The organism is Plantactinospora sp. B5E13, from assembly GCF_039871775.1.
In the GTDB taxonomy this organism is placed as follows: Bacteria; Actinomycetota; Actinomycetes; order Mycobacteriales; family Micromonosporaceae; genus Plantactinospora.
Genome location: NZ_JBDPLT010000016.1, coordinates 17,981 through 38,242 on the forward strand (window position 1 = coordinate 17,981; position 20,262 = coordinate 38,242).

Sequence of the window (20,262 nt, forward strand, 5' to 3'; positions counted from 1 at the left end):
GCGGGCGCGGGCTGAGGCGAGGCGACCGGGGCGACCGGCGCTGGGGCGACCGGCGCTGGTGGGGCGACCGGCGGCGGTGGGGTGACCGGGGCCGCCGGTACCGCCGCCCGGGCCGCGGTGGCCCGCACCGGGGCGGGCGGCACCGGGGTCGACTGGACCGGCGTCGAATGGACCGGCGTCGAATGGACCGGGGTCGACTGGACGGGCGTGGCCCGCACCGGGGTCGCCGGCACCGGCGGGGGCGGCACCGGCACCGCCTGTACCGGCGGGGTCGGTACCGGCTGCGGAATGCCGGCGATCGGCGTCACGCCCGGCACGCTGGACGACGCCGGCGGCACGGCCGGTGTCGGTGGCATCGGACCCGGCGGCACGGCCGGCGGGAACGGCTGGTTCGACACCGGCTGGGGAACACCGGCCAGCGGATTCGGTGAGCTGCTGTCCGGCAGCGGCGGCGGTACCCAACTCGAGATCGGGTTGGCGTCGTCGCGCGGCTCGGCGACGATCTCGTCCGGCGGCCACAGCGGTTCGTCCGCCCGCGGTGCCACCGGCACCTGGCCGGGCGAGTATCCCCGGTCCGCGTGATTGTCGACCACGGCCTACCTACCTCCCCCCTGCCGAGAGCATGTCCAGCTGCCCGAGGGTGTACGCGCCTGCCCGAGGGGTCCTCCGCCCGGGCGTGTGCCCGAGGGTATGCGCCCGAGGGTACGTCTGCCCGATCGCGCAGACCGGATGCCTGATCACCCGAACCGGATGCCTGATCATGCAGACCGGACAGTCGCACCCGACCGGATACGAAGGTCCCACCTACAGCCTTCCACAGGGGCTCAGTTGTCGTACACCGCCCATGCCCCGGGTTCGATCCACCATGACCTCTTGCGGGTCAGGGTCGCGGTCACCCCGTCGTCCAGGAACGGGATCTCCGGGTCCCGCGGATTGACCGCCGCGGCCCGTCCCCGGGCCCGGCGTACCTCCAGGCGTACCGTCCGGCGTCCCCAACGGGACCGGGTGACCACCGGTACCGCGACCGCGACCTCGACCCGGCCGTCGGCCGGGTCCGGGGCGGACAGCAGCTGTACGCCGGCCAGTTCGGCGTAGCCGCCGGCGTTGCCGACGGCACAGGCGAAGATCGGCTCGTCGCCGGTGGAAAGCACGGTGTCATCGACTTCCACCCGACCCCGCCAGGCCAGCGGCTGGCCGGCCTCGTTGGCGGCTCCGAGCAGGGCGCCGTCCAGGGTGACCGAGCCGCCGTCGTTGCGCAGCAGGTCGAGCCGACGTACCCGGCCGTCGAGCACCGCGGCGGCGACCGCCTCCGGCCGGCGGGGCAGGCCGAGCTGCCCGGCCAGGTCGTGCGGACGCTCCGCCGACGTCGGACGGGCCGGTTCGAGCGGAAGTACGCCGATCGGGGGCAGGTCCGGCAGGGTCCGGTCGCCGGCCAGGTCGGCCGGGCGACGGCTGGGCGGCGGCGAGTACCGGCGGACCAGACGACGTACCACTGCGCGCAACTGGCCGTCACTCGCCGTAGCGACGATGAGTCGGGTCTTGCTGTCCGGGTCCGGCCAGGGCAGGCCGTCCGGCCGGGCCGGCCCGTCGAGCCGGGACAGCACCTGGTCGATCTCCGCGTCCGACCGGGCGGTCACCGTCTCGACCCGGGCGCCGCCCGCGGTCAGGGCGTCCGCGCAGTTCAACACCGGTACGCGTGGGGTGTCGGCACAGTCCGCCGGGCCCGGTGCGGCGTCCGTCGTACCGGCCGAGCAGCAGGCACCGCCCGCGCCACAGCCGGCCGTGCCGTCCTCACCCGAGGCGAGGGTGAGTAGTACCACGTCGTACACCGGAGGTCGCCTCCTGCCGTCAGCCCCGGCCTCTGCTGGCCGGGTGGTCACTTTTTGTTAGCCTGACACCTCGGGCTCGCCACGCGGTCGCCACCTGGCACCCGAGCCCCCTGGAGGCGGGTTTAGAGATGCCGGCGATCGTGCTCATCGGGGCGCAGTGGGGCGACGAGGGCAAGGGCAAGGTTACCGACCTGCTGGGTGACCGGGTCGACTACGTCGTCCGCTACTCCGGCGGTAACAACGCCGGGCACACCGTGGTCACCCCGGACGGGCAGAAGTACGCGCTGCACCTGATGCCGTCCGGCGCGCTCTCCCCGAACGCGGTGATCGTGATCGGCAACGGCGTGGTGGTCGACCCGAAGGTGCTGCTGACCGAGATCGACGGGCTCGCCGAGCGCGGTGTCGACGTCTCCCGGCTGCGGATCTCCGGCGACGCCCACCTGATCATGCCGCACCACCGGGCACTGGACCGGGTGGTCGAGCGGTACCTCGGCTCCGCCCGGATCGGCACCACCGGACGCGGCATCGGCCCGACCTACGGCGACAAGGTCGCCCGGACCGGGATCCGGGTGCAGGACCTGCTCGACCCGGGCATCCTGCGCAAGAAGCTGGAGCTGGTGCTCCGGGAGAAGAACCAGATCCTGGTCAAGGTCTACAACCGCAAGGCGCTCGACGTCGACGCGGTCCACGAGGAGTACCTGGCGTACGCGGAGCGGCTGCGGCCGTACATCGCGGAGACCCGGGCGATCCTCTGGAACGCCCTGGACCGGGGTGACACCGTCCTGCTGGAGGGTGCCCAGGCGACCATGCTGGACATGGACCACGGCACGTACCCGTTCGTCACCTCGTCGAACCCGACGGTCGGCGGTGCCTGTGTCGGCTCCGGCATCCCGCCGACCGCGATCAGCCAGGTGATCGGGGTGACCAAGGCGTACACCACCCGGGTCGGCTCCGGTCCGTTCCCGACCGAACTCTTCGACGACAACGGCGCCCACCTGCGCAAGATCGGCGCCGAGTACGGCACCACCACCGGCCGGGAACGCCGGTGCGGTTGGTTCGACGCGGTCGTCGCCCGGTACGCGGTCCGGCTCAACGGCATCACCGACCTGGTGGTGACCAAGCTCGACGTGCTCTCCGGGATGGAGAAGGTACGGATCTGCGTCGGCTACGAGATCGACGGCGAGCGGCACGACGACATGCCGATGACCCAGACCGCGATCCACCACGCGAAGCCGATCTACGAGGAGCTCGACGGCTGGTGGGAGGACATCTCCAAGGCGCGTTCCGAGGCGGAACTGCCGGAGAACGCCCGCCGCTACCTCGCCCGGCTGGAGGAACTCTGCCGCGCCAAGGTCAGCGTGGTCGGCGTCGGTCCGGGCCGGGAGGAGAACATCGTCCGGCACGAACTCCTGCCGGCCCGCTGATCCGGACCGCCACGTAGGATCGCTCGTCGTGCGCGTACTTCTCATCGGTGGCGGCGGGCGGGAGCATGCTCTCGCGCTCGGCCTGGCCGCCGACCCCGCCGTCGACCACCTGATCGCCGCACCGGGCAACCCCGGCATCGCCGCCGTCGCCGAACTGCGTCCGGTGGAGGTCACCGACCCGGCGGCGGTCGCCGCGCTCGCCGTGGAGACCGGTGCGGACCTGGTGGTGGTCGGCCCGGAGGCGCCGCTGGTCGCCGGGGTCGCCGACGCGGTACGCGCCAAGGGCATCGCCTGTTTCGGGCCGTCCGGCGCGGCGGCGGTGCTGGAGGGGTCGAAGGCGTTCGCCAAGGACGTGATGGACGCCGCCGGGGTGCCGACCGCCCGCTCCCGGACCATCGAGCAGGCCGGGACCCCGGTCGGCACCGCCCTGGCCGCCCAGGCGCTCGACGAGTTCGGTGCGCCGTACGTGGTGAAGAACGACGGGCTGGCCGCCGGCAAGGGTGTGGTGGTCACCGACGACCGGGACGCCGCGCTGACCCACGCGACCGCCTGCGGCCGGGTGGTCGTCGAGGAGTACCTCGCCGGCCCGGAGGTCTCGCTGTTCGTCGTCACCGACGGCGAGACCGCGCTGCCGCTGCTGCCGGCCCAGGACTTCAAGCGGGTCGGCGACGGGGACGCCGGACCGAACACCGGCGGCATGGGGGCGTACGCGCCGCTGCCGTGGCTGCCGGAGGGGACCGTCGACGAGGTGATGAGCACCGTCGTCGCGCCGACCCTGGCGGAGCTGCGCAGGCGCGGCACCCCGTTCAGTGGCCTGCTCTACGTCGGGCTCGCCATCACCGCACAGGGTCCCCGGGTGATCGAGTTCAACGTCCGGTTCGGCGATCCGGAGACCCAGGTCGTACTCGCGCTGCTGGAGACGCCGCTCGCCGGTCTGCTGCACGCGGCCGCGACCGGGACGCTGGCCGGGCACCCGCCGCTGCGCTGGCGGCCGGGCGCGGCGGTCACCGTGGTCGTCGCCGCCGCCGGCTACCCGGGTACGGTGCGCGGCGGTGACGTGATCACCGGAGCCGAGCGCCCCGGGGTGGTCCACGCCGGCACCGCCCGTCGGGCCGCCGACGACGCGTTGGTCTCGGCCGGTGGCCGGGTGCTGTCGGCCACCGGGCTCGGTGCCGATCTCGGTGCGGCCCGCGAGGCGGCGTACGCCCTGGTCGACGGGATCGGTCTGGCCGGCTCCCACCATCGGCGGGACATCGCCGAGGCGGCCGCCGCCGGGCACATCTCGCCGCCCCGCTGACCCGACCGGGCGGCTCCCACCGGTCGGCCCGGCTGACCGGGCGCACCGAGCTCGGCCCGGCCGGTGGCACCTGCGGTGGCTGGCACGAAACCGTGATTCGCGACCGTGTGCGCGTTCCTACCGTGAGTATCCAGTCCCGGCGGTCGGCCGGGCGATCCCAGCGGTGGAGGAACGACCATGCACAGGTACCTGACCCGCGCCGCCCTGGTCGTACTCGGCGGTGCGGTGGCGTTGGCCACGAGCGGTTGCGCGCCGACCGGCGGGCCCGGTGCCGGCCGGGTCACGTCCGCGCCGGTCACCGGTGAGGACGGTCTCGGCAGCGCCCCGGAGTCCGGCGTTTCGGACGCTCCGGTGACCGATCCGGGCCCGACCACGGGAGACGGCGTCCAGGACGGTGGTCCGACCGGTGGCGGCTCGACCGGCGGTGGTCAGCAGGGCGGCCACGGCCAGCAGACGAAGCCGCCCGGCGACACGCCGAAGAAGTCGGCGCCGGCAGGCCCGACCATCCTCGTCTTCACGATCACCCAGAAGCCACAGTGCCCGCAGGGCACCAGCGTGAACCCGATTCCCGGTGTCCCGGTCGCGCTGTCCTGGAAGGTCTCCGGCACCGACACGGTGACCCTCTCCGTCGACGGCGGCGGGATCTACGACAGTTACCCGGCCGAGGGCGGTACGACCATCAACTTCCCCTGTTCCGGAGCGCCCGGGGAGAAGGTGACGCACACCTACCAGCTCCGTACCGTCGGCGGCGGCGAGGTGCGGTCGAAGACGCTGACCGCCTCCGCGACCGTCCACGACATCCCCCAGGTGTGAGAGGGGCCCGTCCGGGGAGGAGGGGCCCTTCCCCGGACGTCTCGGGTCGGGCGGTTCAGCGGAGCTGTCGGCCGGAGATGGCGCGGGCGATGACCAGCCGTTGGATCTCGGAGGTGCCCTCGAAGATGGTGTAGATCTTGGCGTCCCGGTACCACCGTTCCACCGGATGGTCCCGCAGGTAGCCGGCACCGCCGAGGATCTGCACCGCCTTCTCGGTCACCGACACCGCCACCTCGCCGGCCTTGAGTTTGGACATCGACCCCTCGCCCGCCGCGAACGGCCGGTTGTTCCGGCCCATCCAGGCGGCCCGCCAGACCAGCAGCCGGGCGGCGTCGATCTCGGTGCGCATGTCGGCGAGGGCGAAGGCGATTCCCTGGTTCTCGATGATCGGGCGGCCGAACTGGACCCGTTCCTGGGCGTACGCGAGGGCGTACTCGTACGCCGCCCGGGCCACCCCGATCGCCTGGGCGCCGACGGTCGGCCGGGACAGTTCGAAGGTACGCATCGCCGCCTGGCTCTTGCCACGCTGACCCGACCGCGCCCGGTCGAGCCGTTCGCGCAGCGCCTCCCGCCCGCCGAGCAGGCAGCGGCCCGGTACGCGTACCTCGTCGAGGAAGACGTCGGCGGTGTGCGAGGCGCGTAGCCCCAGCTTGCGCAGCTTCTTCGTCGCGGTCAGTCCCGGGGTGCCCGGCGGCACCACGAACACGGCCTGCCCCCGGGAGCCGAGCGCCGGGTCGACCGAGGCGGTCACCACGTGGACGGCGGCGATCCCGCCGTTGGTGGCGTACGCCTTCTGTCCGGTGAGGACCCATTCGTCGGTCGCCTCGTCGTAACGGGCCCGGGTACGCATCGCGGCGACGTCGGAGCCGGCCTCCGGTTCGGTGCTGCAGAACGCCCCGACCGCCGGTTCGTCGACGGTGCCGAAGCACTGCGGCACCCACTCGACGAGCTGCTCGGGGGTACCGGATCCGTAGATCGCGGCGACCGCCAGCGAGGTGCCGAAGATGGCCAGCCCGATGCCGGCGTCACCCCAGAAGAGTTCCTCGCTGGCGATGGGCAGGGAGAGGCCGGTCGGGTCGGCCCAGCAGTTGGCGAGGAACTCGAAGCCGTACAGCCCGATCTTCGCCGCCTCCTGGACGACCGGCCAGGGGGTCTCCTCCCGGGCGTCCCACTCGGCCGCGGCCGGGCGTACGACGCCGCTGGCGAAGCCGTGCACCCAGTCGCGCAGGTCCCGTTGGTCCTCGTTCAGGTCGAGCGAGAATTCGACCATCGCCAGCTCCTCGGAACTCGGTCCCGGCTCAGGCCTTGGGAATGTCGAAGAGGTTGGCGATGTTGGCCGCCAGCGGCAGGTCGCCCTTGGCCTTGAGCTTGCCGGTCATGAACATCGTCACCGGGTTGGCGCCGCCCGACACGATCTTGAGGAATTCGACCGGTCCCATGGTGAGCGACAGCCTCGGGTCCCGGCTCGGGGTCCCGGTGACCTGGCAGGTCCCGTCCTCGATGACCACCTCGTAGGTGTTCGAGTTGCCGTCCGGCCCGCCGGTGATGGTCCAGTGGATGACCGCGTTGGTGGAGCCGGCCCGGTCGGCCCGGAACAGGGCCGGCATCCGGGAGAAGACCGCGTCGAGGATGGTGCCGCGCAGGTCGCCCTGCATCACCTCGGCGAGTTTGGCGTCCGGGGTGGACTTGACGAGCTTGGCGAACTGCTGGGGCTCGACCGAGGCGAAGGTCGCCGGATCGAAGTCGCTCATGGGGGTTGACCTTCCGGGCAGGATCATTGGTTACTGTTGCGTAACCTTACGCATGGGTAGGTAAGCTCGCAAGGGTGTCGTCCACACCCGCCTTCAAGCGGCTGCCCCGGGCCGTACGCGAGCAGCAGATGCTCGACGCGGCGGTCCGGGTCTTCTCCCGGCGCGGCTTCCACGCGGCGAGCATGGACGAGATCGCCGACGAGGCCGGGATCTCCAAACCCATGGTGTACGCCTACCTGGGTCCCAAGGAGGAACTGTTCACGGCGTGCCTGCACCGGGAGGGGACCCGGCTGATGGAGGCGATCATCGCCGCCGTCGGATCGGCCCCGGACGCTGCCGGCGCCGGTGCTGCCGACCGTACCTTCGACCAGCGGCTGTGGTGCGGGCTCCGGGCCTTCTTCCGGTTCGTCGGGGCCAACCGGGACGCCTGGTCCGTGCTCTACCGACAGGCCCGGGGTGAGCGGCCGTTCGCCGGAGTACTGGCGACGATGCGGGCCCGGATCATCGAGGTCGTCGCCGGCATGCTCGACCGGGGCCTGGCCGCGGACGACCGCCGGGTCGACGCGTCCGAACTGGACATCATGGCGTACGCGCTGGTCGGGGCGAGCGAGTCGGTGGCGGACTGGCTGGCCGACCACCCGGATGCCGACCCGGACGTGATGGCGACCCGGATGATGAACGTCGCCTGGACCGGTGGTGGTGGCCTGCTGGCCGGCGACCGCTGGCGCCCGCCCCGGACGGGGTGACCCGGCCCGCGCGGGTCAGGCGAGAAAGTATCCGGCCGGGCGGCGACGAAGGCCATCGTTCCGGGCGGCGACGACCACCGTGGTGGGTGAAGTGGTCCCGCGTGTCTCCGGACGAGGGGGCCGTTGTTGTCGGCGCGAATCCGTTCTGGTCCACCCTGGCCGGTTGACGAGTCGACGTCAGGGTGTCAGTCTTATCTGACAGGGGGGTGTCAGTTGAGACTGACACCCGGAAGGAGTTGGTGGCATGGCAGAGGTGCTCTCCTCCGGCGAGGAACTGCTGCGGGTGCTCACCGCACTGGCGAGCCCGCACCGGCTGCGGATCATCGCCGCCCTCAGCGAGGGGCGCACGTACGTCAGCCAGCTGGCCCGCCAGCTTCGGATGAACCGGCCGTTGCTCTACATGCACCTGCAGCGGCTGGAGGCCGCAGGCCTGGTGGTCGGCACGCTGGAGACCGCCCAGGACGGCAGTTCGGTGAAGTACTTCGAGGTCGTTCCGTTCGCGCTCGGGCTCACCCCGGAGGCGATCCGGACGGCGGCCCGAACCCTGGACCTGGACGGCACGGGAAAGGACGAGAGCTAAGTGAGCAGAACATCCGGCACCGCCATCAACGTCGGGCAGAGCATGCCGTTGGCACAGTCCGACATCGCCCAGACCTCGACCATCGCCTCGACGGTGCTGGTGGTCGCACTGGTCGCCATCGTCGCGGTCGTTGTCCTCGGCTTCTACCGGGCCCGACGCGCCTCGGACGGCAACGAGCGCTACCAGGCGCTGGTCGAGCGGACCACGGAAACCGAGGCCCGGCTCGCCGACGTCGCCGAGGCGACCCTGACCGAAGTGAAGGGGCTGCGTACCGACCTGCGGGCGGCCCGGGAGGAACTGGCAGAGGTCAAGCAGCGCCTCGCCAGCCTGGAGCAGCTGCTGAGCCAGATCGGCTGACGGACCGAACCAGGTCCGGCTGACGGACCGAAGAACCAGATCAGCTGAGGACCGAGCCCGGTCAGCACGGGCGCGGCCGGGCTGACGCGACCGAGGGGGAATCGTGCGGGGCTTACACATGTCACGGAGGACACCGGGGCCATCCGGGATCTGGGGAACGGGCGTCCGACCCGCCCTGGCGGTCCTGATCCTGGTGTTGCTGGTGGGCGTACCGGCCGCCGGGCCGGCGTCTGCCAACCCGGCCGCCGCCGGGCCGGCGGCCGGCGAACCGGGTGCGGGCGCGCCGTACCGGGGTGACCCCGACGCCGGCCGGATCGCCGAGGCGACGGCATACCTGCGCCGGCACATGGCGGACACCCGTACGCCGGGACTGGCGTACGCGATCGTGCATCGTGACCGGGTTGTCGCGCAGGGCGCCTGGGGCGTCGACGGGGCGGGGCATCCGGTCACCGTCGACACGCCGTTCCTGCTCGGCTCGCTGAGCAAGTCGTTCACCGCGCTGGCGGTGATGCAGCTCGTCGAGGCCGGTCGGGTCGACCTCGACAGCCCGGCCCGCCGGTACGTCCCCTGGCTCCGGCTGGCCGACGAGGGCGTCGCGGCCCGGATCACCGTACGGCAGCTCCTGACCCACACCACCGGCCTGCCGCAGATCATGGGCGGCGGACTCGCCGACCGGTACGACAACGCCCCCGGCGGGCTGACCCGGCTGGTCCGTGATCTCGCGTCGCTCCGGTCGACCATGCCGCCCGGTGGGAGGTACCAGTACAGCAACGCCAACTACGCGATCGCCGGGGTGCTCGTCGAGGAGGTGACCGGGCAGCCGTACGGCAGCTATCTGCGCCAGCACGTGCTCGACCCGCTCGGCATGACCCGGTCCGCCGCCACCGCGGCGGAGGCGAGGGCGGTCGACCTACCGGCCGGGCACCGCTACCACTTCGGCCATCCGCGACGCGTCGGATCGTCGTACGACACCTCCGGTGTGCCGTACGGCTACCTGGCGGTGAGCCTCACCGATGTGACGCACTACGCGATCGCCCAACTGAACGACGGCCGGTACGGCGAGCACCGTGTCCTCTCCGCCCAGGGGGTCGCCCAGCTGCACACCGGGCGAGTCGGCACCGGCGGCGACGGGAAGTACGGGTTGGGTTGGCGGGAGCACACCTTCGACGATGCCGGTGGCCGGATCGTCTGGCACGCCGGCGCGACTCCGGAGTTCTTCTCCCACCTGGTGCTCGTACCGGGATCGGAGCTGGCGGTGATGGTGCTGTCCAACACCTACAGCCTGGGCATGGACGGACCACTGGCCTCGGCGGCGTTCAACGTCGCGCGGATCCTGCACGGGAATGCGCCGGTGACGACGCCGGCGGACCCGCTCCTCGGCGGAACGCTCGTCGGGTTGCTCGTGGTTGTCGGACTGTTGCTGGGGTTGCTGGTCTGGTCGATGGTCCGGCTGGTCCGGCGCCGTGGCGGGACGTGGTCCACCCGTCGGGTCGTTGTCGTCACCACGGGCTGGGTCGTCGGTTGTGTAGCACTGGGGGTCGGCGCGCTCTGGGGGCTGCCGGCGGCGTTCGACGGTGCCACCCTGGCCGTGGCCCTGCGGTACACGATGGACATCGGTCACCTGGTGATCGCGGTCGCGGTGCTGGCTGGCCTGCTCGCACTGGCCCGGATCGGGCTCGGGTTGCGGATGCGTGGTTAGGAAGGGGCCCTTCCTGTACCGGAAACGACAGGAAGGGCCTTCCTCGCAGCTGTCAGATGCGGCCGGTGCCCGCGCCGCCGGTGACGATCGACTTCACGTTGGCGGCCGGGTCCAGGCTGTAGCCGTACGGGATGCTGGCGACGCTGCCGCCGGTCTGGCCGCTGCCCGAGTTGACGAAGTGGTTGTTCCGGGCGACCAGTCCGCCGACCGGCGAGCTGCCCTCACCCCGGTGGTACGGGTCCTCGACGTTCTCGAAGTAGTTCCCCTCCACCAGGACGCCCGCGTTGCAGGTCGAGGCGACACCGTAGCCGCCGACGTTGCTGTAGTAGTTGTTGTAGACGTGCACCGGGTTGCCGAACCGGACCCGGGGGTGGCGCTGGTTGGAGCCGTCGAACCAGTTGTGGTGGTACGTCACCCGGAGCCGTCCGACGTCCTCGCTCGAGTTGCTGTCCGAGTGGCCGAGCAGGAACGACTTGTCGTGGCCGAAGACCCGGTTCCAGGAGACGGTGGCGCAGTCCGAGCTGCGCTTGATGTCCACCGCCCCGTCGTTGCCGTTGGTGAAGCTGTTGTGGTCGATCCAGACCCGGGTCGAGTACTGCACGTTGATCGCGTCGTCGTTCCAGTTCCGGAAGTTGATGTTCCGGATGATCACGTTGTTCACGCTGGCGACGTTGAGCCCGCCGCCGGTGATGGTGGCGTTGCCGCCGACGCCGATGATCGTCTTGTTCGCGGCGACCTTCTGCATGCCGCTGATCGAGATGGTGCCGGAGACCCGGATCACCCGGGCGCCACTGGCCTGCATGTTGCTGATCAGGCCGGCGGAGTCGGTGACGGTGACCGCCGAGGCGCTGCCACCGCCGGTGGTGCCGCCGCACTGGGTCGCCCATCCCTGCATGGTGAACGAGGCGGCGGAGGCGGCGGGTACGCCGGCGAGCGAGGTCGCCGCGAGGACGACGGCGGTGGTCGCGGCGAGCAGCGGTACCCGGATGAGCGGCCGGGTGCGGGGTGTCGCGGTGGTGGTGTCGGTGCTGGACACGGGGGAACCTCCGAGTGGAAGTGGTCCACCTCGGCGGCCGGGTCGCGGGTGGGACGCGGTCGCCGCCAGCGGTGGGCGGGCGAGGGTGGCCGGACGGTCCGGACCACACCGGGACGGGATGTCGGAAAGCGCTTTCCCAATACTTCGGAGAGTATCGACGCACTTCGACCCTGTCAACGATGAACCTCGATGTTCGTTGACTTCGCCGCAGTGGTCCGCGCCCGGGCGATCTTCGGCGACTGTTTCCAGCAAAACGAACTTTGCCAGTTGTCTGGGCGGAGCCTGCTGACTAAGGTGATCGGCATACACAGGTTTCACTGCGATCAGGTGGCTGCGGGTAGCCGGCGGACGGAGCGTGGGCGGGTGGCCGGGCCGCCCGTGCCCCTGGCTCGGCGCCGGGCCATGGCCTCGCCGAAGCCGGTGGCCACCGGAAGGGTTGACATGACATCCACGGCAGGCAACGGGGGGCACGCCGTGCCCGAGAACCCACTCATCCGCAACCCGGTGTTACCGGGCTTCCATCCGGATCCCTGCGTCCTGCGGGTGGGCGCCGACTACTACCTCGCCACCTCGACCTTCGAGTGGTGTCCCGGGGTGCGGCTGCACCACTCCACGGACCTGGTGCACTGGCGCCCGCTCGGGGGCGTTCTCGCCGAGCGCCGGTTGCTCGACCTCACCGGCGCCGCCGACTCGGCCGGCGTCTGGGCCCCCGACCTGTCCTACGTGGACGGCCTGTTCCACGTGGTGTACACCGACGTGTCCAGCTTCGCCGGCGGCTACTGGGACTCGCAGAACTACCTCACCACCGCTGCCGACCTGGCCGGCCCGTGGTCCGACCCGGTGCCGTTGCACGCCCGTGGCTTCGACCCGTCACTCTTCCACGACGAGGACGGCACGAGCTGGCTGCTGACCATGAACACCGACTGGCGGACCGGCCGGAACCGGTTCGCCGGCATCCAGATCCAGCAGTACGACCGGGCGGCCGGCAAGCTGGTCGGCGAGGAGCGACTGATCTTCGAGGGGACCTCGGTCGGCATGACCGAGGCGCCCCGCCTCTACCGCCGGGACGGCTGGTACTACCTGCTCACCGCCGAGGGCGGCACCAGTTGGACCCACCAGGTCACCGTCGCCCGGTCACGGGAGCTGTTCGGCCCCTACGAGGTGGCGCCGGACGGGCCCATGCTCAGCTCCGCCGGCCGGCCGGACCTGGCGCTGCAGAAGGCCGGCCACGGCAGCCTCGTCGACACACCGGACGGGCAGTGGTACCTGGCCCACCTGACGGCGCGGCCGTACTCCCCGCTCGGCCCGTGTGTGCTCGGCCGGGAGACGGCGATCCAGCGGGTGACCTGGAACGACGCCGGATGGCCGCAGGTCGAGGGTGGCGTGCCGGCCGAGGACGTACCCGCGCCCGGGGCGCCGGCGGCGGTGGACCGGTCCGACAGCCGCGTCGACCACGACGACTTCGACGGGGGCCGGCTCGGCCCCGAGTGGTCGACCCTGCGTCGCCCGCCCACACCCGACTGGGTGGATCTTTCCAGCAGGCCGTCCCACCTGCGCATCCACGGTGGCCAGTCGCCGGTCGGACGGCAGCGTCCCAGCCTGGTGGCGCGTCGGGTGACCGCCCGGCACTGCCGGCTGGAGACGACGATGGAGTTCCACCCGCGTACGTTCCGGCAGCTCGCCGGCGTCACCGCGTACTACAACACCCGCAACTGGCACTACGCCTACCTCACCCGGGACGACGACGGCCGGCGGGTGCTCGAACTGATGTCGTTCGACCAGGGCCGGCGGGTCCAGCACGCCGGGTGCCAGGTCGACGTCACCAGGGCGGAGGCGGTGCGGCTGCGGGTCCGGTTCGACGGGCCGGTCGTACGGTTCGGCTACTCGTTGCGCCGGCCGGCCGGGGACGCGCGGGACGGCGACGGTTGGTGCGAGTTTCCCGTCGAACTGGACGCGACGATCCTCTCCGACGAACACGCCGCGGAGGCGGAGGCCGGTGAGCCGACCGCGTGGGGCTTCACCGGGGCCTTCGTCGGCCTGTGGGTGCAGGATCTGGGCGCCGACGGCGGATTCGCCGACTTCGACTCGGCGACCTACGTCGTGGACGAGCCGTGACCCGGCCGGCCGAACGGTCCCCCGGTCCGGGATCACCCCCGGATCGGGGTCACCTCCCCGACCAGGTACGGGGGCCCGCGCCGGGCGTCGTACAGTCCGAAGCCCCAGGCCGGTGTCGCGGTGAACGAGACCGTCCCGGGCAGGGGTAACGGCAGGGTGAAGTCCACGTCCACGACGTACGCGTCAGGGAGCCGGTTCGCCAGCGCGGCCAGGCAGCGGGCCTTGCTCCACATGCCGTGTGCGATGGGGCGGGGGAACCCGAACAACCGGGCCGCCAGCCGCGAGGTGTGGATCGGGTTGTGGTCGCCCGACACCCGCGCGTAGTCGCGGCCGATCCCGGCCCCGACCCGCCACACCGCGGTCGGGGCCGGCGGCGTCGGGCGATCGGCCGGGTCGCGCCGGGCCCGCTCCGCCGCCACCCGCTCCCGGCGCAGGTACGTCGAAACGCCCCGCCAGACCACCTCGGCGCCGACCGACGCGGTGCAGAGTACGTCGAACTGCCGGCCCCGGGAATGCGGTCGCAGGTCGACGGCCCGGACCGACAGGTCGAGTGGCTCGGCGGCGTCGACCGGACGGTGCGTGGTGATCCGGTTCGCCACGTGCACCAAGCCGACCAGCGGAAACGGAAACTCCGGCGCGGTCATCAGTCGCAGCGCCAACGGGAACGCCAGCACGTGCGGATAGGTCGGCGGCAGTACGTCGGCCAGTCGGAACCCGCAGACCCGGTCGTACCCGGCGAGGTGGTCCCGGTCGACGGTGACGCCCCGGACGACCAGTTCGACGTCCGGGAGCCGGTCGGCGCGGCGGGCCGCGCCGAGCCCCGGGGTGAGCCCGATCGCGGCCCGCCGGTACAGCGGTCCGGTGGCCGGCAGCCTCGGGAGTTCCGCCTCGGTACGTTCGTCCGGCTTTCCGGTCATCACGCCCCCAGCAGGCTCTGCCCGCAGACCCGTACGACGTTGCCGGTGACCCCCGCCGAGCCGGGCGAGGCGAACCAGGCGATGGTGTGCGCCACGTCGACCGGGAGCCCGCCCTGCGCCATGCTGTTCATCCGGCGACCGGCCTCCCGCAGCATCATCGGCATCTTCGCGGTCATCCGGGTCTCGATGAAACCGGGCGCGACGGCGTTGACCGTGATGCCGCGGGCGGCGAGCGGACCCGCCATCGAGTGCACCAGTCCGATCACCCCGGCCTTCGAGGTGGCGTAGTTGGTCTGGCCCCGGTTGCCGGCGATCCCGGCGATCGAGGAGACCCCGACCAGCCGGCCACCGGCCGGCAGCAGGTCACGGTCCAGCAGTACGTCGTTGATCCGCTCCTGACCGGAGAGGTTGACCTCCAGTACGGCGTCCCACCACTCGGAGGTCATCCGCCCGAGGGTCCGGTCCCGGGTGATCCCGGCGTTGTGCACCACGACGTCGACCCGGCCGTGCCGGGTCGCCAGGTGGTCGGCGAGCCGGTGCGCCGCCGCCGGGGCGGTCAGGTCGAGCTGCACCGCCGTACCGCCGATCGTGTTGGCGACCTCGGCGAGCGCGTCCCCGGCGGCCGGCACGTCAAGCGCCACCACGTGGGCGCCGTCGCCGGCCAGCACCTGCGCGACCTTCGCGCCGATGCCCCGGGCGGCGCCGGTGACCAGGGCGATCCGGCCGGTCAGCGGCCGTTCCCAGTCGACCTCGGGAATCTCCGCCGGGGTGATCCGGACGACCTGCCCGGAGACGTACGCCGACCGGCCGGAGAGCAGGAACCGCAGGGTCGACCCGACGGCCGGCTCGGCACCGGGGGCGACGTACACCAGTTGGGCGGTGCTGCCCCGGCCGAACTCCTTGCCGATGCTGCGGGTCAGCCCCTCCAGGGCACGCTGTGCGGTCGCCTCCCGAGGGCTGGCGCAGAGTTCCGGCTGGGTACCGAGGACGATCACCCGCCCGGACGGGCGGAGCGACCGGGCCAGCGGATGGAAGAAGTCGAAGAGGGCGCGCAGCCCGGTGGAGTCGGTGATGCCGGTGGCGTCGTAGACCAGGGCGCCGTAGCCCCCCGACGGGGCGGCCGGACCCGCCGGGTCGGGGTCCACCGGGTCGGCGACCTCGACGTCGGCGGCGGTGAGCAGCGCGCCGACCGGGCCGACGAGGCGACCGCCCGGGGCGGCGTCGAGTCGTACCGGGCCGTGGATCAACGGATCTCCGGGTCGGTACCGGCGCAGTCGGGGCGGATCAGGCAGGCCGAGGCGCCTGACCAGCGCCCGGCCGGGTCCGCTGTGGGCGAAGCTCGCGTACCTGTCACTCATGGCCGTAGCCTACTCACGGGTAAGGTTGTGGCAACCCTACGTACCTGGAGGCGAGGCCGTGCAGACCGTCCGTCGTGTCGCGATCCTCGGCGGCAACCGGATCCCGTTCGCCCGATCAAACGGCCGGTACGCGAGGGCGTCCAACCAGGACATGCTCGCCGCCGCACTGAACGGGCTGGTCGCCCGGTTCGGACTCGCCGGCGAACGGCTCGGTGAGGTGGTCGCCGGCGCGGTGCTGAAACACTCCCGGGACTTCAACCTGACCCGGGAGGTGGTGCTCGGTTCCCGCCTCGACCCGCGTACCCCGGCGTACGACCTGCAGCAGGCCTGCGGGACCGGTCTGGAGGCGGCGATCCTGGTCGCCAACAAGATCGCCCTTGGACAGCTCGACGTCGGCGTCGCCGGCGGTGTCGACACCACCTCCGACGCCCCGCTGGCGGTCAACGACGAGCTGCGGCGCGCCCTGCTGGAGATGAATGCCGCCCGCAGCCTCGGCGGGCGGTTGCGTGCCGCCGCCCGGCTGCGGCCGGGCCAGCCGTTCCGGCCGGAGATCCCGCGCAACGCCGAGCCGCGTACCGGGCTCTCGATGGGGGAGCACGCCGCGATCACCGCCCGCCGGTGGAACATCGACCGGCAGGCCCAGGACGAACTGGCGGTCCGCTCCCACCACCGGCTCGCCGCCGCGTACCAGCGCGGCTTCTTCGACGACCTGCTCACGCCGTACCTGGGACTGACCCGGGACCAGAACCTGCGGCCGGACACCGACGTGGAGCAGTTGGCGAGGTTGAAGCCGGTCTTCGGAACCCGCGGGCCGGAGGCGGAGCAGGCGACGATGACCGCCGGCAACTCCTCCCCGCTGACCGACGGGGCGTCCACCGTGCTGCTCGCCTCCGAGGAGTGGGCCGCCGCGCACAACCTGCCGGTGCTCGCCTGGTTCGACGCCTCCGGGAGCGCCGCCGTCGACTTCGTGCACGGTGACGAGGGGCTGCTGATGGCTCCCGCGTACGCCGTACCGCGACTGCTCGCCCGGACCGGCCTGACCTTCGCCGACTTCGACTTCTTCGAGATCCACGAGGCGTTCGCCTCGCAGGTGCTGGCCACCCTCGCCGCCTGGGAGTCGCCGGAGTTCTGCCGGGACCGGCTCGGCCTGGACGCCCCGCTCGGCCCGGTCGACCCGGCGAAACTGAACGTCAACGGTTCGTCGCTGGCCGCCGGGCACCCGTTCGCGGCGACCGGCGGTCGGATCGTGGCGACACTGGCGAAACTGCTCGCCGAACGGGGTTCGGGACGCGGTCTGATCTCGATCTGCGCCGCCGGCGGCCAGGGCGTGGTGGCGATCCTGGAACGCTGACCGGCGGCAGTTCCCGGCCGCCCCCGGACGGCGGCTCAGGCGGTCAGCCGGGCGGCCAAGTCCCGAAGGTACGCGTCCGCCTGGTCGCGGTCGTAACCGCGAAGGGCCACCGGGATTTCGGGCAGTGCTTCGGTGATCTCGGCGGCGACCTGCCGGCGGCGGGACTCGTCCCCGCCGGCCAGCGCGGCGTGTCCGCGCTGGATCAGCGTGTCGACGCGTTCGAGGTCGTAGCCGCGCAACGCGACGGTGAAGCTCGGTGCGGCGGACGTCTGCTGCCGCAGGTCGGTGAAGCGGCTCCCGGCGGTTCGGGTCAGTGCCGCCGCCACCTGGTCGGCCGACTGCCGGACTGCGGCGAGGTCGAGCAGGACCAGACAGGGACGGTCCGCGACCGGGTCGTGCTCGGTCGACGGCAACTCGAAGCCGGTCGGGTCGGCCGGCACCAGGAGCAGGCGGGCCCTGCCGGCAGTCGCGGCGGACGTGGCCGGATCGAGGATGACCGCCGCCACCTCGTCCCAGGCGACGAGCCGGTTGATGCCCCTGAGCCGCAGGGCCAGCCCGTCGTCGCCGATCCAGATTTCGAACGTCCGGTGTGTACCGACCAGGAGGCCGCCGAGCAGCAGCCCGAGTACGGCGGTGACGAGCAGGCCGTTTGCTCCGTTCGCCAGTGCGACGACCAGGCCCGGCACGCTCGCCGCGAGGACGAGCAGGCCGAGTACGAGCGACGAGCGCCTCGGGGTCAGGGACATGTGGAAGCTCCTCACGTCGGGATGCCCCATCCTGCACAAGGCGCACAACCGGATGGTGCCCACGACCAACTCCCAACAGATGTTTGGTAGTGAGGCACCCGTCCCGTAAACTCCCCAACATGTCTTTGGGAGTTGGTGGCGGAGCCACCCCCGACACCGGGCCCGACCCGACCGCCCGGTTACGTGCGCTGGCCCACCCGGTACGGATGCGGATGCTCTCGCTGCTCACCGCCTCCGCACTGACCGCCGCCGAACTGGCCCGCGAGCTCGACCTCACCCACGCCAACGCCAGCTACCACCTTCGGCACCTGCTCGCCGCCGGGGTGATCGAGGTCGTCGGCGAGGAACGCATCCGGGGCGGAGTCGCCAAGCGCTACCGGTACGACGCGGACGCCGACCACGACCGGCAGCCGCCGACCGTGCCGGAGGGCGCCGAGCCCACCCCGGAACACCGGCTCGTCTACGCCGCCCTCGCCGCCGAACTGCGCCGCCGTTCCGCCGAACTGCGTCGCGGCCCCGACAACTTCCTCACCGACGCCGAGTTCTGGGTCGACCCCGAGACCTGGCAGGAGATCCGGGGCCTGATCGCCGAGGCGTCCGCCCGGCTGCACCGGGCCGCCAAACCGGTGCGTACCCCGGGAACCGTCCGGGTCAGCGCCACCGTCGCCCTGTTCCGGATGGAGGACTGACCATGCTCACCGCCGCCCTGGCGCCGCTGCGGCACCGACCCTTCCGGCACCTGGCAGTCGGCCGGGCCGCCACCATGCTCGGCAACGCGGTCGCGCCGATCGCCCTCGGCTTCGCCGTACTCGATCTGACCGGATCGGTCCGCGACCTCGGCCTGGTGGTCGGCGCGCGGTCGCTGACCAACGTGTTGTTCCTGCTCTTCGGCGGGGTGTTGGCCGACCGGCTGCCCCGGCAGGCGGTGATGGTGGCCTCCCTCTCGGCCGCCGCGCTGACCCAGGGGGCGGTCGCCGCCCTGGTCCTGACCGACACCGCGACGATTTCGCTGCTGGTCGTGCTGGGCGCGGTCAACGGGGTGCTGAGCGGTCTGGCCTGGCCGGCCGCTGCCGCGCTGGTGCCGCAGACCGTGCCGGCGGAGCTGCTGCAGTCGGCGAACGCGGTCAACCGCCTCGGCATCAACGCGGCGATGATCGGTGGGGCCTCCCTCGGTGGCCTACTGGTGGCCGGCGCCGGCCCCGGCTGGGGACTGCTGGTCGACGCGCTGACGTTCGCGCTGGCCGCGGTCGCCTTCTCCCGGATCCGGGTGGCCGCGGTCGCCCGACCCGCGACGAACCGGCCGCATCCCCTCCGCGACCTGCGCGAGGGCTGGGGCGAGTTCGTCGCCCGGTCCTGGGTCTGGGTGGTGGTGCTCGGCTTTCTGCTGATCAACTTCGCCTACGCCAGCTCGGTCAACGTGCTCGGCCCGAGGATCGCGGACGAGACCATCGGCCGGTTCGCCTGGGGACTGGTGCTCGCCGCGCAGACCGCCGGCATGGTGGCCGGCGCCGCGCTCGCGCTCCGGATCCGGGTACGCCGATTCCTCCTGCTCGGCGTGCTCTGCATGGGCGTGGACGCGGTGCTGCTGGTGACACTCGCCTGGACCTCGTCGGTCTGGCTGCTGATCGGCACCGCGTTTGTCGCCGGCGTGGCGGTGGAGCAGTTCAGCATCGCCTGGGAGACCTCGATGCAGCGGCACATCCCCGCCGACCGGCTCGCCCGGGTCTACTCGTACGACGCGCTCGGCTCGTTCCTGGCCATCCCACTCGGGCAGATCGCGATCGGCCCGGTGGCCGAGGTGCTCGGTTACCAGCGGACCCTGCTGCTCGCCGCCGGGATCGTCCTGGTCGCGGTGCTCGGCATGCTGGCCGATCCCGGCGTACGCCGGCTCGACTCCAGCTCGTCCGCCGCAGTGTCAGACGAACAGCCCGAACGACCATCCACCGCCGTGCCGGACGGGCCACCGGACCCGGCCACGTCGGTCTTGTCGTCGGTGGACACCGCACCTGCCCGTTAGGCGGGCGTCGATCCGACGTCGCCCGACCGGGGTACTGGATCGTGCGCACCACGATGGACCGTGGCGACGGGCGCTGACCAGCCGGCCCGTCGGTTGACATCTGCCGGTAGGGTCGCGCTGATCATCGGACCGAGCATCGGGGACGTGCGCGATGAGCTACTCAGGCCAGCCCACCTCCGGGTCGCCCTTCCCTCCACCGGCCGTACCGCCGGCACCGGCACCGGCC

The 20,262-nt window shown here is 72.2% G+C and carries 19 protein-coding genes; 12 read left to right on the forward strand and 7 right to left on the reverse strand.

Annotated elements, in window-relative coordinates:
- Nucleotides 1-81: 81 nt before the first annotated feature.
- Nucleotides 82-582 (forward strand): hypothetical protein, encoded by a 501-nt coding sequence (locus tag ABGB05_RS16675; protein ID WP_347654319.1) that lies wholly within the window; start codon nucleotides 82-84, stop codon nucleotides 580-582.
- Nucleotides 583-824: 242 nt separating this feature from the next.
- Here the strand turns inward: ABGB05_RS16675 and ABGB05_RS16680 are convergent, their stop codons facing one another.
- Complete coding sequence (locus tag ABGB05_RS16680; protein WP_347654320.1) at nucleotides 825-1,829, reverse strand: hypothetical protein; 1,005 nt, start codon at nucleotides 1,827-1,829, stop codon at nucleotides 825-827.
- Between the two features lie 128 nt (nucleotides 1,830-1,957).
- Between ABGB05_RS16680 and ABGB05_RS16685 the strand changes: the two genes are divergently transcribed.
- The 3 genes from ABGB05_RS16685 to ABGB05_RS16695 all read left to right on the forward strand — a co-directional run bounded on the left by ABGB05_RS16685 (nucleotide 1,958) and on the right by ABGB05_RS16695 (nucleotide 5,363).
- Nucleotides 1,958-3,253 carry an adenylosuccinate synthase gene (locus tag ABGB05_RS16685; RefSeq protein WP_347654321.1) on the forward strand — a complete coding sequence of 432 codons (1,296 nt, stop codon included), beginning with the start codon at nucleotides 1,958-1,960 and terminating at the stop codon, nucleotides 3,251-3,253.
- A gap of 28 nt (nucleotides 3,254-3,281) precedes the next feature.
- Nucleotides 3,282-4,550, forward strand: coding sequence for a phosphoribosylamine--glycine ligase (purD, locus tag ABGB05_RS16690; RefSeq protein ID WP_347654322.1), 1,269 nt, complete (start codon nucleotides 3,282-3,284; stop codon nucleotides 4,548-4,550).
- Nucleotides 4,551-4,727: 177 nt separating this feature from the next.
- Nucleotides 4,728-5,363 carry a hypothetical protein gene (locus ABGB05_RS16695; RefSeq protein ID WP_347654323.1) on the forward strand — a complete coding sequence of 212 codons (636 nt, stop codon included), beginning with the start codon at nucleotides 4,728-4,730 and terminating at the stop codon, nucleotides 5,361-5,363.
- A gap of 55 nt (nucleotides 5,364-5,418) precedes the next feature.
- Here ABGB05_RS16695 and ABGB05_RS16700 read toward each other — a convergent pair whose 3' ends face one another.
- On the reverse strand, nucleotides 5,419-6,633 hold the full coding sequence (locus tag ABGB05_RS16700) for an acyl-CoA dehydrogenase family protein (RefSeq protein WP_347654324.1): 1,215 nt from the start codon (nucleotides 6,631-6,633) through the stop codon (nucleotides 5,419-5,421).
- A 28-nt stretch (nucleotides 6,634-6,661) separates the two neighbouring features.
- On the reverse strand, nucleotides 6,662-7,114 hold the full coding sequence (locus ABGB05_RS16705) for an SCP2 sterol-binding domain-containing protein (RefSeq protein ID WP_347654325.1): 453 nt from the start codon (nucleotides 7,112-7,114) through the stop codon (nucleotides 6,662-6,664).
- Nucleotides 7,115-7,188: 74 nt separating this feature from the next.
- Here ABGB05_RS16705 and ABGB05_RS16710 point away from each other — a divergent pair, with 74 nt between their 5' ends.
- The 4 genes from ABGB05_RS16710 to ABGB05_RS16725 all read left to right on the forward strand — a co-directional run bounded on the left by ABGB05_RS16710 (nucleotide 7,189) and on the right by ABGB05_RS16725 (nucleotide 10,496).
- A complete protein-coding gene (locus tag ABGB05_RS16710) occupies nucleotides 7,189-7,860 on the forward strand; it encodes a TetR/AcrR family transcriptional regulator (RefSeq protein ID WP_347654326.1) in 672 nt (223 codons plus the stop codon).
- Between the two features lie 244 nt (nucleotides 7,861-8,104).
- Nucleotides 8,105-8,440: a winged helix-turn-helix domain-containing protein gene (locus ABGB05_RS16715; RefSeq protein ID WP_347654327.1), complete on the forward strand. Its 336-nt coding sequence runs from the start codon at nucleotides 8,105-8,107 to the stop codon at nucleotides 8,438-8,440.
- Complete coding sequence (locus tag ABGB05_RS16720; RefSeq protein WP_347654328.1) at nucleotides 8,441-8,797, forward strand: hypothetical protein; 357 nt, start codon at nucleotides 8,441-8,443, stop codon at nucleotides 8,795-8,797.
- Between the two features lie 118 nt (nucleotides 8,798-8,915).
- Entirely contained in the window at nucleotides 8,916-10,496 is a 1,581-nt protein-coding gene (locus tag ABGB05_RS16725) for a serine hydrolase domain-containing protein (protein WP_347654329.1), read from the forward strand.
- Between the two features lie 52 nt (nucleotides 10,497-10,548).
- Here ABGB05_RS16725 and ABGB05_RS16730 read toward each other — a convergent pair whose 3' ends face one another.
- Nucleotides 10,549-11,532 carry a pectate lyase gene (locus tag ABGB05_RS16730; RefSeq protein WP_347654330.1) on the reverse strand — a complete coding sequence of 328 codons (984 nt, stop codon included), beginning with the start codon at nucleotides 11,530-11,532 and terminating at the stop codon, nucleotides 10,549-10,551.
- A gap of 474 nt (nucleotides 11,533-12,006) precedes the next feature.
- Here ABGB05_RS16730 and ABGB05_RS16735 point away from each other — a divergent pair, with 474 nt between their 5' ends.
- Nucleotides 12,007-13,647 carry a glycoside hydrolase family 43 protein gene (locus ABGB05_RS16735; RefSeq protein WP_347654331.1) on the forward strand — a complete coding sequence of 547 codons (1,641 nt, stop codon included), beginning with the start codon at nucleotides 12,007-12,009 and terminating at the stop codon, nucleotides 13,645-13,647.
- A 32-nt stretch (nucleotides 13,648-13,679) separates the two neighbouring features.
- Here ABGB05_RS16735 and ABGB05_RS16740 read toward each other — a convergent pair whose 3' ends face one another.
- Complete coding sequence (locus tag ABGB05_RS16740) at nucleotides 13,680-14,564, reverse strand: MaoC/PaaZ C-terminal domain-containing protein (protein ID WP_347654332.1); 885 nt, start codon at nucleotides 14,562-14,564, stop codon at nucleotides 13,680-13,682.
- Nucleotides 14,564-15,922 (reverse strand): 3-oxoacyl-ACP reductase, encoded by a 1,359-nt coding sequence (locus ABGB05_RS16745; RefSeq protein WP_347654333.1) that lies wholly within the window; start codon nucleotides 15,920-15,922, stop codon nucleotides 14,564-14,566. The genes ABGB05_RS16740 and ABGB05_RS16745 overlap by 1 nt, the downstream gene beginning before the upstream one ends.
- Nucleotides 15,923-15,980: 58 nt before the next feature.
- Here ABGB05_RS16745 and ABGB05_RS16750 point away from each other — a divergent pair, with 58 nt between their 5' ends.
- A complete protein-coding gene (locus ABGB05_RS16750; RefSeq protein ID WP_347654334.1) occupies nucleotides 15,981-17,273 on the forward strand; it encodes an acetyl-CoA C-acetyltransferase in 1,293 nt (430 codons plus the stop codon).
- A 35-nt stretch (nucleotides 17,274-17,308) separates the two neighbouring features.
- Here the strand turns inward: ABGB05_RS16750 and ABGB05_RS16755 are convergent, their stop codons facing one another.
- Nucleotides 17,309-18,019 carry a hypothetical protein gene (locus ABGB05_RS16755; protein ID WP_347654335.1) on the reverse strand — a complete coding sequence of 237 codons (711 nt, stop codon included), beginning with the start codon at nucleotides 18,017-18,019 and terminating at the stop codon, nucleotides 17,309-17,311.
- Between the two features lie 119 nt (nucleotides 18,020-18,138).
- Between ABGB05_RS16755 and ABGB05_RS16760 the strand changes: the two genes are divergently transcribed.
- Together ABGB05_RS16760 and ABGB05_RS16765 are read left to right on the forward strand one after the other, a co-directional pair.
- On the forward strand, nucleotides 18,139-18,708 hold the full coding sequence (locus tag ABGB05_RS16760) for a helix-turn-helix domain-containing protein (RefSeq protein ID WP_347654336.1): 570 nt from the start codon (nucleotides 18,139-18,141) through the stop codon (nucleotides 18,706-18,708).
- Nucleotides 18,709-18,710: 2 nt separating this feature from the next.
- Nucleotides 18,711-20,036, forward strand: a complete 1,326-nt coding sequence (locus tag ABGB05_RS16765; protein ID WP_347654337.1) for an MFS transporter — start codon at nucleotides 18,711-18,713, stop codon at nucleotides 20,034-20,036.
- Nucleotides 20,037-20,262: the final 226 nt, after the last annotated feature.

Coding starts and splice junctions, on each gene's coding strand:
- ABGB05_RS16685 (WP_347654321.1), top strand. CDS start 1,958: ATGCCGGCGATCGTGCTCATCGGGGCGCAGTGGGGCGACGAGGGCAAG.
- ABGB05_RS16695 (WP_347654323.1), top strand. CDS start 4,728: ATGCACAGGTACCTGACCCGCGCCGCCCTGGTCGTACTCGGCGGTGCG.
- ABGB05_RS16700 (WP_347654324.1), bottom strand. CDS start 6,633: ATGGTCGAATTCTCGCTCGACCTGAACGAGGACCAACGGGACCTGCGC.
- ABGB05_RS16705 (WP_347654325.1), bottom strand. CDS start 7,114: ATGAGCGACTTCGATCCGGCGACCTTCGCCTCGGTCGAGCCCCAGCAG.
- ABGB05_RS16715 (WP_347654327.1), top strand. CDS start 8,105: ATGGCAGAGGTGCTCTCCTCCGGCGAGGAACTGCTGCGGGTGCTCACC.
- ABGB05_RS16725 (WP_347654329.1), top strand. CDS start 8,916: ATGTCACGGAGGACACCGGGGCCATCCGGGATCTGGGGAACGGGCGTC.
- ABGB05_RS16740 (WP_347654332.1), bottom strand. CDS start 14,564: ATGACCGGAAAGCCGGACGAACGTACCGAGGCGGAACTCCCGAGGCTG.
- ABGB05_RS16745 (WP_347654333.1), bottom strand. CDS start 15,922: ATGAGTGACAGGTACGCGAGCTTCGCCCACAGCGGACCCGGCCGGGCG.
- ABGB05_RS16755 (WP_347654335.1), bottom strand. CDS start 18,019: ATGTCCCTGACCCCGAGGCGCTCGTCGCTCGTACTCGGCCTGCTCGTC.
- ABGB05_RS16760 (WP_347654336.1), top strand. CDS start 18,139: ATGTCTTTGGGAGTTGGTGGCGGAGCCACCCCCGACACCGGGCCCGAC.
- ABGB05_RS16765 (WP_347654337.1), top strand. CDS start 18,711: ATGCTCACCGCCGCCCTGGCGCCGCTGCGGCACCGACCCTTCCGGCAC.